The organism is Paenibacillus sp. J22P169 (assembly GCF_059691995.1).
In genome coordinates this window covers 2,929,379-2,942,827 of record NZ_JCAUAO010000001.1, presented here as the reverse complement: position 1 = coordinate 2,942,827, position 13,449 = coordinate 2,929,379, and the positions used below count along the sequence as shown (strand labels likewise).

The following is a 13,449-nucleotide window of genomic DNA, read 5'->3' as shown; positions in this document are numbered from 1 at the left end:
AATAATAAGTAGTCTAATCTACGAAGCAGGGAGCACATAATTGAAATGTCTACATCTACGAGTATTGTAACGGAAGAACAGAAGCCAGAAGTTGAACAGATTGAGATTTGGAAATGTAAAGCTACAGAATGTAAAGCTTGGGTTCGTAAAGAATTCGTGACGGAAGCTTTACCGACATGCCCGCTTTGTAAAACGCAAATGGTGCGTAGCTACAAACATGTGCCCGTAACGTCTAAAAAAGGAAACAAAAAGTTCCTTGTAGGAAAAAAACGCTTCTAATCGGAATTATTGAAGTTATTTCTTCTAATTATAAGTCAAGATCGAGAGCATCTTCAGCGACGCGTGAAGAGTGATGCTCTGGGTCTTTTTTTTTTGTTCGATATGGTGAGAGCGAGGCGTGAAAAGTGATGAAATAGAATAGACAAGCATAGCATGATTATGAGGGGGAGATGCTGTGCTTGGACCTACTATTAATGTAAGTGATGATACAGAAGCGTTGCTGAAAGAGTTGCAAGATAGAAAGATCAAATGGGACAAAATGAAAAAAATGCAACCTATTCTATCGATTGCAACAGGCGCCATCTTACTTTTAGTCATTTATTTGTTATATCGTCATGTGATCGTTCGTTCAGGTGGGAATGCTCTGCTTGTTTTGGAGCTAATCATAGCGAATAAATTATTATGCGGCTTGTTGCTCGCTTGTATTTCTTTATTTCTCTACACCTCTAACCGTGCGCGCGAAACAGAGAAGGCGAAGAGTAAGTATGAAGACTTACGTATAGAAGTGATTGAACGATTTGATGCTTCATGGCTCAAAGATGTGAAGTCGGAATCACGCGATCGAATTTCTCGCTATCTATCGAATGAGTTTGATATTAATATTGTGTATAAGAGTTGATAATGTTAAATGAAAAAGTGAGGTTGAGGTAACGAGGATGAAGTATACATGTCGTTTCGTGGAAGAAGTTAGTGAATGGGATTATTCAGAGTCCCAAATTGCGTATTTACGTGATGTCGTGACCGAGGAAGCTCCGCGGCTCGAAACACAGTTTCGTGCCTGTTGGACAAAGGAATCTTTACATATCCGATACGAGTGTCAAGATGATCATGTTGTAGCGACAATGACGGAGCGCGACGAACCTCTATATGAGGAAGACGTCGTAGAGGTGTTCCTTGACCCATTCGGCGGTGGCACGACCTACTATGAGTTTGAAGTAAGTCCACGGGGCGTACTATTCGATGCGTTGATCCATAATACACGGGATGGAAATAAAGAGGTAGATACTTCTTGGATCGCCAGAGGATTTCAGGCCAAGGTCACACCAAGTGCTGATGAAGGCTGGCTTATCTATGAAGTCGAGATCCCATTTGCCGATTTGGATGATGCAGGCGTGCCCGGGCCGGGAACGGTTTGGCATTGGAATGTCTTTCGGATTGATGATGATCGCGATGGCATCCGGCAATATTCGGCATGGTCCCCGACGGGGAAGGTCAATTTCCATATTCCTCAGCAATTCAGGGAGATCGTGTTTGTTAAAGATTAATGAAAGACTCTCGCCCTTCCTTACGGAAGAGTGAGAGTCTTTTGCTGTTTGAGATTCGGCTAGATAGCTGTAACGGTGAAGGTCGACTAATGTTTGTTGTTGGTTAACGAACATGCAGCACATCATAAATGTGCTGCCACGCCCAATCCAACTCATCCTTCGTAATGATAAGTGGAGGCGCCAAGCGAATGATATGATCGTGCGTTTCCTTGCATAGCAACCCTTTCTCTTTCAGTGCTTCGCAGAAGGGGCGTGCCGCTACGGTCAGATCAATGCCGATAAACAAACCGCGGCCGCGAATCTCGTTGATCTGCGGCGACTTGATTTCCTGAAGCCGCTTCAGGAAATAAGCCCCAAGCTCATCCGAGCGCGCTGCGAGCTGCTCCGACTCGAGCACCTCAAGAGCGGCGATCCCCACGGCGGAGCCGAGCGGGTTCCCGCCGAACGTCGAGCCGTGCGAGCCGGGCTCGAACACCTCAAGAACCTCCCGATCTCCGGCCACCGCCGAGATCGGGAATACACCGCCGCCTAGGGCTTTGCCCAAGACATACAGGTTCGGCGTAACGCCTTCCCAGTCGCTGGCAAAGCGGCGGCCAGTGCGGCCGAATCCAGTCTGGATTTCGTCCGCTACGAACAAAACCTGATTCGCCTCACACAGCTCATAACATTCACGCAAGTAGCCCTCTGGTGGAATAACAATACCAGCCTCGCCCTGAATGGGCTCAACAATAAACCCGGCTGTATTCGGCCCGATAGCCTCGCGCAACGCCTGTGTATCTCCATAAGGAATGATGCGGAAGCCAGGCGTGAAAGGACCGAAGCCTCGTTGATATTCGGGCGAGGAAGAGAACGATGTGATGGTCACGGTGCGACCATGGAAATTGCCCTCACAGACGATAATCTCAGCCTGATCTTCTGGAATTCCTTTGACATCATAACCCCATCGACGAATGGCTTTGACAGCTGTTTCAACTGCTTCTGCGCCTGTATTCATCGGCAAGATCATAGGTTTGCCTGTATATTGTGATAATTTCTCATAGAACATCCCGAGCGTTTCACTGTGAAAGGCTCTCGAAGTCAAAGTCACCTTGCCTGCTTGTTCAATCAGTGCGTTCACGATATGCGGATGGCGATGACCCTGATTCAAAGCGGAATAAGCACTCAACATATCCATATACCGGCGGCCCTCGGGGTCTTCTACCCAAACGCCTTCTGCCTTGGAAATAACAAGCGGGAGTGGATGGTAATTACGTGCACCATATTTCTCTGTTTGTTCAATGATATAGGAGCTTTGATTAGCCATGTGAATTCCTCCCTGTCATTAGGTCCTAGCTTCTTCAGGTGTACTTCATTGTATTCTAGGATTAGCGTACGATGACATCCTAAGTATATAATTGATTAATAGGTAAGGCTATTCAAATTAGTCTGACCGTGCATATCCCTGACTTTTAAGCTAAAAATAACCACGATAGTGGGCTAGATGCCACGATGGGTTCCATGGAAGCTTAGGGAATGAAATATGAAGTGGTAAAGGATGGTTCCGATGACTTTTCGCATTGAGAAAGACTTTTTAGGTGAAAAGCAAGTCCCTTCTCATGCCTACTATGGCATTCAAACGATGAGAGCAATTGAGAATTTCCCGATTACAGGTGTTACAATTCATGTGGAGTTAATTACGGCGCTTGCTGAAGTGAAGCGTGCTGCCGCACTTGCGAATATGGATACCCACATGCTGCCTAAGAAGATTGGTGAGGCTTTAGTACAAGCAGCTGAAGAAGTAAGCCAAGGACGTCTCGTAGAGGAATTTATCGTCGATTCCATTCAAGGCGGAGCAGGTACCTCCATTAATATGAATATGAACGAAGTGTTGGCGAATCGGGCCTTAGAGGTGTTAGGTGAGCAAAAAGGGAGTTATTTTCACTGTAACCCTAACAATCATGTGAATATGTCGCAATCAACAAATGATGTAATTCCAACCGCGATTAAAATAGCAGCTTACCGCTTATCGGAGCAGTTAATAGAAGCATTAAGCTCTTTGCAAAGTGCGTTTGCACGGAAAGAAATTGAGTTTGATGATGTGATCAAAATGGGCCGAACCCATCTACAGGATGCCGTGCCTATTCGAATGGGACAAGAATTTGGCGCTTATGCGCGCGTGTTGCTGCGTGATGTTAATCGAATCAAGCAGGCGATGCGTGGGCTATTAATCGTTAATATGGGGGCTACTGCCGTAGGAACGGGGCTTAATGCGAAGCCAGAGTATGTAGAACGCGTTATGTTTCATCTGAAAGGCGCTGTGGGAATTCCAGTCGAGATCTCGGAGCACCTGGTCGATGGGACCCAAAATATGGATGCCTACACGGAATTGTCTGCTTCTTTGAAAGTATGTGCTGTGAACCTCTCGAAAATTTGCAATGATATTCGCATGATGGCTTCTGGACCTCGCGCTGGGCTAGGTGAACTGAAGCTGCCGCCAAGACAGCCTGGTTCTTCGATTATGCCGGGCAAAGTAAACCCCGTGATGCCGGAAGTCGTGAATCAAGTAGCCTTCCAAGTCATCGGGAATGACCATACGATTTGTCTAGCTTGTGAAGCGGGACAATTCGAGTTGAATGTAATGGGGCCAGTCTTAGCCTTTAATCTCTTGCAGTCACTAAAAATATTACGCAACGCAGCAAGCGTATTTGAGCGCTTCGCCATTGAGGGCTTGGAGGCCGACCGCGAGCGCTGTAAGAATTATGTGGAACAAAGCTTCGGAATTGTCACAGCGCTCAACCCTCATTTGGGCTACGAGGTTGCCGCGCAGCTTGTGAAAGAGGCGGTTCGTACAGGCCTCACATTGAAGGAACTCATCTTAGAAAGAGGTCTTCTCACGCAAGAGGAGATCGAAGAAATTCTGAATCCGATTCAAATGACTACGCCTGGCATAGCAGGCGATAGATTGCTTCGACCAGCAGACTAACACAGGTGCTCACATAACAATACCCCCATCTCTGTTGACAGAGTGGGGGTATTTGGTTATTAAAGTATTTGCTCACCAAATAAGGAGCTAATGAGGCTTACGGCTAGTTGTGAGGTTTTGTTACTGTCATCCAGTAATGGATTTACCTCAACAAATTCAGCGGAAGTCACAATCCCTGCTTCATGCAGCATCTCGACGGCGAGATGAGCTTCACGGAAATGAAGCCCGCCTTTGACAGCAGTCCCCGTTCCTGGCGCTTCAATCGGATCCACGGAGTCCACATCATAACTGAGATGAACGCCATCCGTTTTGGGTTTAATATAATCAATGGCTTCTTGCATCACATGGGCCATGCCCTTGCGGTCAATATCATACATGGTAAAGCATTTGATTCCCAGCGAGCGAATCAGCTTCTTCTCTCCCTCATCCAGAGAGCGGGCCCCGATGAGAACGATATGCTCCGGCTTCACCTTCGGGTTCTTTCCCTTGATATCGGTTAACAAGGGATGCCCGATTCCCATGCTGACAGCAAGCGACATGCCATGTATATTGCCTGAAGGGCTTGTATCCGGTGTGTTTAAGTCAGAATGGGCATCAATCCAGATGACCCCGAGGTTCGAATAGTGAGAGGATAACCCTGCAATTGTGCCAATCGCTATACTATGATCGCCACCGATAATGAGTGGGAAATTGCCTTGGCTAACAACCTGAGAAACCTGTTCGGCGAGTTGGGTATTAATCTCTATGACTTCAGGGAAATAATTGAGGTTGCGTGAATCCACTTGTGCATCTAAGGGAGTTGCTGTGTCATTTACAAGACGAAGATCAGCAACATGATCTACGGTATAAGCTAACTGCTGCAGCTCGTGAAGTAATCCTGCTTCAAAAATAGCCTTAGGTCCATGACTTGCACCACGGCGACCTGCCCCCAGATCAAAGTTGACACTGATTGCAGCGATGTTCGGTTTGATACTCATCGGATCAACTCCTTTTGATTGGATGACTAGACAATAAATCCTCGGGCCCTCGCTCCTTTGACTAACATTCGCAATCTTCATGTAACCATCCTTCTTTACTATATGAAGCTATGTTTTCTTTGTTCGTTTGGGAAAATCCTTTTTTGTGTGGGGTAATAATAACAAATAAGCCAGCCGCATCTGCGTCCAGCTTGGTTGTTTTTGAAATCGTTAATCAATCAAAGGGCGTTCGAACGTTAATAACCCTCGGGTCAGACAGGTGTTGGCATTCACGGAATGCAAAGTGCTTGCACCCCAGACATAGCGAGTGGTTAAGTTTCGTTAAGGCAAGGTTAACGGCATCCCCTGTTTTATCGAAAAAGTGTTCCTGTTCAATGTAAGCGTCCAATCTGGTTTTTATCATCATCTGGCGTGGTTGGTTTTGTACTTCGGAAATGATGACGGTGCAACCGTGCTCGTTAAAGTGTTTGAGAATACATGATAAATGGGCTGCCCCTGTTGTGTCCATATAGGGGACATTCCCCATTTTCAGTAGTAATACTTTGGGGTTAGTATTGATTTCTGCCATAATGGATTGCTCAAACGCACTGGCAACCCCAAAGAATAAAGCGCCTTCCACGGTGTAGATACTAATTTGAGGACAATTATGCTGTTCAGTAACGATATGTGCGGCTACGTGTTCATGCTTATCAGACGGGTTGGGCAAGACCTTGGCAGTACTGAGCAAGTCGCTCATATGTTTCACAAAAATGATGCCAGACAAAAGTAATCCAACTTCGACTGCGGTGGTTAGATCCGTAAACACAGTTAGTAGAAAGGTAATAAGCAAAACAGCTGACTCCGCAGTTTTGGTTTTTAAGACGTGAGCGAACTCTTTGCGTTCACTCATATTCCAAGCAACGACCATTAAGATCGGCGCCATGCTTGCAAGCGGAATGATTGAAGCGTAGGGAGCAAATATCAGCAAGACCAGCAGCACCACAATACCGTGGAAGACGCCGGAGAAAGGAGACTCCGCACCGCTCTTTATATTCGTTGCCGTTCGGGCAATAGCCCCGGTCGCAGGGATACCTCCAAACAACGGCGTTATCATATTCGCGATACCTTGACCAATCAATTCCCGGTTGCTGTTATGCCTTGTTCTGGACAATCCGTCAGCGACTACGGCAGAAAGCAACGATTCAATTCCGCCAAGCATTGCGATGACAAGAGCGGGCTTTATTAGAAATTGGATACGTTCTAGGGTGAGTGCAGGGAAATGTACACTAGGCAAGCTATTCGGAATTGCGCCGTAGATTGAACCGATGGTTGCAACTTTGTCTGGATAGAAGAGGGATGCGACAACTGCGGAAATCAGCAAGCCTACCAAGGAGCCAGGAATTTTTGAAGACAGGCGTGGTGTGAGAAGAATAAGAATCAGACAAATCACTGCAGTTAGAACACTGTACATATTAATTGTTGAAATGTGAATGCCTAATTCCTTCATATTGGAAAGAAATTCTTGATGCTTTTGGAGATCATGCAAGCCAAGAAAGTTGGCGATTTGTCCTGTGTAGATAGTAACGGCAATTCCTGTGGTAAAGCCGATCGTGACAGGACGTGGAATAAATTTAATGACGCCACCTAATTTGAATATCCCCATGAATAACAACAAGACGCCAGCCATAAAACCTGCGATAAGCAAGTTTTCGTACCCATACTGCATAACAATCGCGAAGAGAATGGGGATAAATGCGCCTGTCGGACCGCCAATTTGAAACTTGGAACCACCGAATAATGAAATGAGGATGCCTGCTACAAAAGTCGTGTATAACCCGTACTCAGGCTTTACACCTGAAGCAATTGCAAACGCCATTCCTAAGGGAATGGCGACAATTCCTACAATCAGACCTGAAACCAAGTCTTTTTGGAATTTTTTTCTATTGTAACCTTGGAATCTGCCTCTAAATGAAAGTTTCATATCGAATATCACCAACTTAAATATTTGATTATTTGAATATATATAAAATCATATATCTAAAACAAACGGGTGTCAATTTGATATTTCTACTAAGAAATCACAACAAAAAAAGGATATAAATCGAGAACAATGGACCCGATTCACTCCTTTTTGTGAAAATAGAATCATTTACTGATTTTTTATATTTTCTAACATGGAAATAGCATTAACAAGATGATTGTCGAAAATCTGTTTGGCAACAACAAGCAAGTCTTTAATTAATGGGTCTGTCAGAGAGTAAATCACAGAGGTTCCATCTTTAATCCCGCGGACGACATTTTTATTTCTTAATACGGCTAACTGTTGTGAAACGGCAGAACCTTCGCTGCCCAATATGGTTTGTATCTCATTTACGTTTTTATCGCCTTGGACCAAAACCTCAAGAATTCTTATACGCAATGGGTGTGCTAACGCCTTGAAAAAATCGGCTTTAAAATGCTGTATTTCTTGATACATAACGTTCTCCCCTACAATTCATATTCGAACATTTGAATATATAGAATTATCATATCACAAACCGGAAAGGATGGAAGCAAGTTTCAAAAGCCTTTGCGTTTCTTATTACTTTTCAGTTATAGTATTAATTAGTAATATCTAAAAAATCAAATATATTGTTATTTAAAAATATGGATATAAGGGTTGATCTGAGTTGGATGAACTAATCGATGAGATTGAATTTGCTAAAACTTCGGATATCGCGAAGCAATAGTTAAAGAGGCTTAATTACTTAATTAAAGACTTTCATGGATTTCAACAGACACTAAAAAGCATTGAAAATAGGGAGTGATCCATATGTCCGAGAAATCGCCATCTGGCGTAATACGCATTTCAGACGATGTTATTTCAACTATAGCTGCGTTCGCCGCGCTAAGATCAGACGGTGTTGCTTCAATGTCAGGCGGACTCTCCAAGGGCTTTACTAAGCGCCTAAATGAAAAAAATGCGAAAAAAAGCGTGGTTGTCGAGGTTATGGAGTCGAAAGTGGCCATCCATCTTCGAGTCATTGTCCATTACGGTACTCATATTCAGGGGGTATGCCTTGATCTTCAAGAAAACGTTAGGGGAGATGTCGAAAGTTTAACGGGGCTTGATGTTGTGGGGGTACACGTAAAGGTAGAAAGCTTAGCAATTAAGAAAGATGGAATTGAGAAAACAAAATTACTAAGTTTTGCAAATATTGATAAGTTCGGCGAAGAGAGATAATCTTGTAAACTACTCTCTGAAAGAAGGTCACCATGTTTATCAATCTATTTTTAATTGCAGTTTTGATTGTACTTACCGCTTTTTTTGTAGCGACAGAATTTGCAGTTATTCGAATTCATCCAAGCCGTGTCGATCAAATGGTTCTGGAAGGCAAGAAAAATGCACTAGCTGTTCAAACGGTTACCTCCAAATATTGGAACTCGATATTCAAGACGAGAACGTGGATTCTATTGGTGGATGGCTGTACAGTACGAACTCAGAGCTGCAAATCGGTGAAGAATGGCTGTTTCAAGACTTGACATTCATCGTGCGTGAACGCGACACGAATCGAATTCGAAGAATGGAGATTATTAGAAAATAGATAAGTCTTAATTGAAAAGGCTCGGAGCGTAGTTTGTTACCTACAATCCGAGCCTTTTTTGTATTAGAATGCCCAGCTTCCTTTGCGGAAGATCGGTTCCATGGTGCCGTCTGCGTGTTCGCCGTCAATATCCATGTCAGCGGAGCCGATCATGAAGTCAACGTGTATGAGGCTGTCATTCAATCCAGCTTGAAGCTGCTCCTCTTTGGTCATCTTCGTGCCGCCTTCGATACAAGTAGGGAAGGCTCTGCCGAGGGCCAAATGATTTGAAGCATTTTCGTCATAGAGTGTGTTGAAAAAGATTAGATTGGTGTTCGAAATAGGGGACACATGCGGTACAAGCGCGATTTCACCTAGGAAATGTGCACCTTCATCCATTTCGATCATCGCTTGCAGCGATTCAAAGCCTTGCTCTGCCGTATAGTGTGTGACGCGGCCTTGCTCGAAGGTGATCGAGAAGTTATCGATCAAGCTTCCTTGGTAGCTAAGCGGCTTAGAGCTGCGGACAGTTCCGTTCGTTCCTAAACGATTAGGGGAAATGAACACTTCCTCTGTCGGGATGTTCGGGTTGAAATCGAAGCCACCCGTTTCATTCGTTGCGGAACCGCCTCGCCAGATGTGCTGAGGTGGAAGTTCAACTGTAAGTTCAGTGCCAGGCGCACGGTAATGAATTTTATGGAATTGCTTCTCATTTAGTTGTTCACGTTTGCTGCGGAGAGTAGCGTTGTGATCCTGCCACGTTTGTACAGGATTTTCTTGATGTACGCGGGTGGCTTCAAAGATTGCATCCCACAAGGCACTTACCGCTGCCTGATCTTCCAGATCAGGGAATACCTTCTGTGCCCAAGCGAGTGAAGGTGCTGCGATGATGGACCATGTCATTTTGTAAGAGGACATGTATTCACGCCATTTGACTAGCTTAGGACCCGCCGCTTTGCCATTTGCAGCAATACGAGCAGGATCCACATCCTTCAGCAGCTCAGGATTATCGGCATCGATCCATAAATAAGCGCCATTGATCTCAGCTAATTCTGTTAGTGCTTGCGCGCGCCAAGTTGGATACTCGTTGAAAGCTTCCTCCGGCGCATGTATGTAGCGGATTTGTGTGCAGATTTCATCCTGCCATTCAATATGTACATGCTTAGCACCAGCTTCATAGGCTTTGCGGGAAATGAGTCGTACGAATTCGGGGTGCTGAATGGGCGCATTAATCCAAAGCGATTGACCGGATTGAATGTTGAGAGCAACGCGTACCGTCAGCTCTGCATATTTCTCGAGATTTTGTTCAAAAGTCATTAGAAAAATCCTCCTTTTTCTACGTCTTGCTTGAAGTTTATCGCTCTACTCGCCGACTGTCAAATAAATTTTACCGTCTGAGATGATCCTTTTTCAAAATGTATCTGTGTTTACATTGAATGGAATTTTTACATTTGTTTACACTAGGTGCAGGAGGTGAATTGCGTTCATGCGCTATGAATGGCTATTGGGCTTGCTGCTGCTTGCCCAGCCCAAAGAAATGACATTTCAACTATCAGAAAATTCGGATGGCGGACGGATGGCCCAGATCCAGAGGGAACCGTACACGCTGCATCTTCTTGACGTTCCTATGGTTGACACACAGAAATTAGACCGTCTTGCGGAGCAGATTGACAAGTCGATTTATCGAAAACCAATAAATGCCAGTATTAATGATGGCGGGGGAATTGTGAAAGAGGTCGCGGGAGTAAGGCTGAATCGTCGTGCTTTTCTCAATCAATTTTATGCGCAATTCTATGCAGAAGGACCGATGAAGGTGGATCTGCCGCTTCAGACTATGTATCCCAAAGTAGACAGTGAACTGCTTGCCAGCATACGCGTCCGTCCAATCGGCTATTATGTTACCTATTTTAATTCGCGCAATACACATCGAGTAACGAATCTCAAACTAGCCTCTCAAGCGATAAATAATTATGTCGTGCAACCGAATGAGACGTTTTCCTTTAATCGGGTAGTCGGCGTTCGAACACCAAACAGGGGGTATATGCCTGCTAAGATTATTGTAAGAGGGGAATTCTCAGAGGGGATTGGCGGTGGCATTTGTCAAATATCCTCAACGCTATTTAATGCTGTAGACCGAGCGGGCCTCACCATTATTGAAAGGTATTCGCACAGCCGATCGGTGCCCTATGTACCGCATGGAAGAGATGCGACAGTCAATTGGGGCGGGCCTGATTTTAGTTTTAGAAACGATTATAATCAGCCAATCTTAATTCGAGCGCACACGTTGCCTGGCCGGGTCCAAATCAGTATTACATCTTCGGAGCTTATTAATTTCAAAGCACGCCATGTACCGGGTGCAACCGAAGCCATTCCAGAGGAAATTGAAACGAATTCGAATGTAGGCAAACAGCTCCCATAGCGTTGGGGGCTTTTCTGGAGGTCAATATATGCATATTTTATGAAATAAAAGCACGAAATCGCAAGATTTTCGAGCTGATCTTTTGCTAATATAGAGGGCAGATCATTCAGCTTGAGAAGGGTGGAAATCGCTTTATGAAAACGTTTTTAGATGAGAATTTCTTACTTACGAATGAAACCGCAGTACATCTTTTTCATGAATATGCCAAAGAATTGCCGATTATTGACTATCACTGCCATTTAAGTCCTAAGGAAATTTATGAAAATAAACAGTTTAACAACATTACGGAAGCTTGGTTATATGGCGACCACTACAAATGGCGGATGATGCGTGCCAATGGTATCGACGAGTCCAAGATTACGGGTGAAGCGAGTGATTATGATCGCTTTGTAGCATGGGCTTCCACGCTGCCTATGGCCATTGGTAATCCGTTGTACCACTGGTCCCACATGGAGCTTCAAACGTATTTCGGTGTGTACGATATCATTAATGAGCAGAATGCACCAGCAATTTGGGAGAAAGTGAACGCAAAGCTGGCTGAAGGTGGATCACGCGCTAGAGATCTGATCACAAATTCCAAAGTAACGGTCATTTGTACAACTGACGATCCTGTGGATTCTTTGGAATACCACATCAAAATTAAAGACATTGAAGGTTTCGATACGCAAGTATTGCCTTCCTACCGTCCGGACAAAGCACTAGAAATCAATCGCGCGACGTTCCTTCCATGGATTGCGCAATTAGAAGCAGCTACAGGTACTCCGATTCGTACTTACGATGACCTATTAGCAGGATTAGAAAGCCGCGCGGTTTTCTTTGATTCCGTAGGTTGTAAAGTTTCTGACCATGCATTGGATTATGTGCCATTTGCGGTAGGGACGAAAGAAGAAGTGGACGCGATCTTCGCTGCTGGACTTGCTGGTCAGCCGGTTAGCTTAGAAGACGAGAAGAAATACAAAGCATACACGCTATTATTCCTAGGCGGCATCTATAAGAAGCTGGATTGGGCGATGCAATACCATATCAACGCTTCCCGAAACAATAATGGACAGGCATTTGCTAAGCTTGGACCGGATACAGGCTTTGATTCCATCGGTGACAGCCCAGTAGCAGGCGCATTGACTGGCTTGTTGTCATCCCTGGCTGTAGCGGATTCGCTGCCAAGAACAATTTTGTACTCCTTGAATGCGCGCGATAATGAAATCCTCGCTTCCTTGATGGGCAGCTTCCAAGGAGACGGCATCGCAGGAAAAATCCAACTAGGCGCAGCATGGTGGTTCAATGATACGCGCGATGGCATGATCTCCCAAATGAAGTCGCTAGGTAACTTCGGCTTGCTTGGACGCTTCGTGGGTATGCTAACAGACTCGCGCAGCTTCTTGTCCTACACGCGTCATGATTATTTCCGCCGTATTCTGTGCAACATGTTCGGTGAATGGGTGGAAGCAGGCGAGTTCCCGAATGACGAGCAGCTGTTGAAGCAATTGGTTCAAGGCATTTCGTACAACAATGCGAAGCAATATTTCGGATTTTAAGTGACAAACCTTTGTGTGAGCGAGAGCTTGCACGAAGGTTTTTTTATTTGGCAGGTTGCCGCGGCGGGGTGAGTGGGGTGAGTGGTTGGTGGTGTCCCTCTACTTTTGAACACTGGGACACCGCCCTAGTGGAGATTAGCTACTTGCGCGCGATCGATTTGATGAGTTACTTGCAACATGTTGTTCGGACTCTCTGGTTTGCAGAATCACCACTAGACAGACTCACTATTAAAATAGATGGATTTTCTGTAGTTAATTTCTCCTAAATTGGCTACTCATGAGCAATAGCTGTATTTTCTACAGTTAATTTCTCACATCCGACTCGGCATGGATCAAACCAGCTGTATTAACTACATATTTTCCATCTAGATCGCATTCCGAGGTGTTTTCTCCAATATAGCTGTACATTTTCCAGTTAAATGAAGCCTAGCTGCAAAGAACCGACCCAATGGTCCTTTCATCCCGTACCG

Annotated in this window: 13 protein-coding genes and 1 pseudogene; 9 read left to right on the top strand and 5 right to left on the bottom strand. The window is 44.9% G+C overall.

Features of this window, described 5'->3' with window-relative positions:
• The first annotated feature begins 45 nt into the window (after positions 1-45).
• From AC58QG_RS13460 to AC58QG_RS13450, 3 genes are all read left to right on the top strand, one after another.
• Positions 46-279 (top strand): cold-inducible protein YdjO-related protein, encoded by a 234-nt coding sequence (locus AC58QG_RS13460; RefSeq protein WP_497362524.1) that lies wholly within the window; start codon positions 46-48, stop codon positions 277-279.
• A 175-nt stretch (positions 280-454) separates the two neighbouring features.
• On the top strand, positions 455-898 hold the full coding sequence (locus tag AC58QG_RS13455) for a DUF2663 family protein (RefSeq protein ID WP_497362523.1): 444 nt from the start codon (positions 455-457) through the stop codon (positions 896-898).
• 37 nt (positions 899-935) lie between these two features.
• Positions 936-1,544 carry a carbohydrate-binding family 9-like protein gene (locus AC58QG_RS13450; RefSeq protein WP_497362522.1) on the top strand — a complete coding sequence of 203 codons (609 nt, stop codon included), beginning with the start codon at positions 936-938 and terminating at the stop codon, positions 1,542-1,544.
• A 103-nt stretch (positions 1,545-1,647) separates the two neighbouring features.
• Here AC58QG_RS13450 and AC58QG_RS13445 read toward each other — a convergent pair whose 3' ends face one another.
• Complete coding sequence (locus AC58QG_RS13445) at positions 1,648-2,847, bottom strand: ornithine--oxo-acid transaminase (RefSeq protein ID WP_497362521.1); 1,200 nt, start codon at positions 2,845-2,847, stop codon at positions 1,648-1,650.
• A 231-nt stretch (positions 2,848-3,078) separates the two neighbouring features.
• Here AC58QG_RS13445 and AC58QG_RS13440 point away from each other — a divergent pair, with 231 nt between their 5' ends.
• Positions 3,079-4,506 (top strand): aspartate ammonia-lyase, encoded by a 1,428-nt coding sequence (locus AC58QG_RS13440; protein ID WP_497362520.1) that lies wholly within the window; start codon positions 3,079-3,081, stop codon positions 4,504-4,506.
• Positions 4,507-4,565: 59 nt separating this feature from the next.
• Here the strand turns inward: AC58QG_RS13440 and rocF are convergent, their stop codons facing one another.
• The 3 genes from rocF to AC58QG_RS13425 all read right to left on the bottom strand — a co-directional run bounded on the left by rocF (position 4,566) and on the right by AC58QG_RS13425 (position 7,938).
• Positions 4,566-5,477: an arginase gene (gene rocF / locus AC58QG_RS13435; RefSeq protein ID WP_497362851.1), complete on the bottom strand. Its 912-nt coding sequence runs from the start codon at positions 5,475-5,477 to the stop codon at positions 4,566-4,568.
• 220 nt (positions 5,478-5,697) lie between these two features.
• Positions 5,698-7,443, bottom strand: a complete 1,746-nt coding sequence (locus AC58QG_RS13430; RefSeq protein WP_497362519.1) for a SulP family inorganic anion transporter — start codon at positions 7,441-7,443, stop codon at positions 5,698-5,700.
• Positions 7,444-7,611: 168 nt separating this feature from the next.
• Positions 7,612-7,938 (bottom strand): ArsR/SmtB family transcription factor, encoded by a 327-nt coding sequence (locus AC58QG_RS13425; protein WP_497362518.1) that lies wholly within the window; start codon positions 7,936-7,938, stop codon positions 7,612-7,614.
• Between the two features lie 336 nt (positions 7,939-8,274).
• Here AC58QG_RS13425 and AC58QG_RS13420 point away from each other — a divergent pair, with 336 nt between their 5' ends.
• From AC58QG_RS13420 to AC58QG_RS13410, 3 genes and pseudogenes are all read left to right on the top strand, one after another.
• The gene (locus tag AC58QG_RS13420; protein WP_497362517.1) at positions 8,275-8,685 is read left to right on the top strand and encodes an Asp23/Gls24 family envelope stress response protein; all 411 of its coding nucleotides are present in this window, start codon (positions 8,275-8,277) and stop codon (positions 8,683-8,685) included.
• A gap of 32 nt (positions 8,686-8,717) precedes the next feature.
• A pseudogene (locus AC58QG_RS13415) lies at positions 8,718-8,873 on the top strand (CNNM domain-containing protein); the annotation flags it as partial.
• A 32-nt stretch (positions 8,874-8,905) separates the two neighbouring features.
• Positions 8,906-9,046 carry a hypothetical protein gene (locus AC58QG_RS13410; protein ID WP_497362516.1) on the top strand — a complete coding sequence of 47 codons (141 nt, stop codon included), beginning with the start codon at positions 8,906-8,908 and terminating at the stop codon, positions 9,044-9,046.
• Between the two features lie 63 nt (positions 9,047-9,109).
• Here AC58QG_RS13410 and AC58QG_RS13405 read toward each other — a convergent pair whose 3' ends face one another.
• Entirely contained in the window at positions 9,110-10,342 is a 1,233-nt protein-coding gene (locus AC58QG_RS13405; protein WP_497362515.1) for an aminopeptidase, read from the bottom strand.
• Positions 10,343-10,511: 169 nt separating this feature from the next.
• Here AC58QG_RS13405 and AC58QG_RS13400 point away from each other — a divergent pair, with 169 nt between their 5' ends.
• Together AC58QG_RS13400 and uxaC are read left to right on the top strand one after the other, a co-directional pair.
• The gene (locus tag AC58QG_RS13400; protein WP_497362514.1) at positions 10,512-11,444 is read left to right on the top strand and encodes a VanW family protein; all 933 of its coding nucleotides are present in this window, start codon (positions 10,512-10,514) and stop codon (positions 11,442-11,444) included.
• A gap of 134 nt (positions 11,445-11,578) precedes the next feature.
• Positions 11,579-12,979 (top strand): glucuronate isomerase, encoded by a 1,401-nt coding sequence (gene uxaC, locus AC58QG_RS13395; protein WP_497362513.1) that lies wholly within the window; start codon positions 11,579-11,581, stop codon positions 12,977-12,979.
• Positions 12,980-13,449 lie beyond the last annotated feature (470 nt).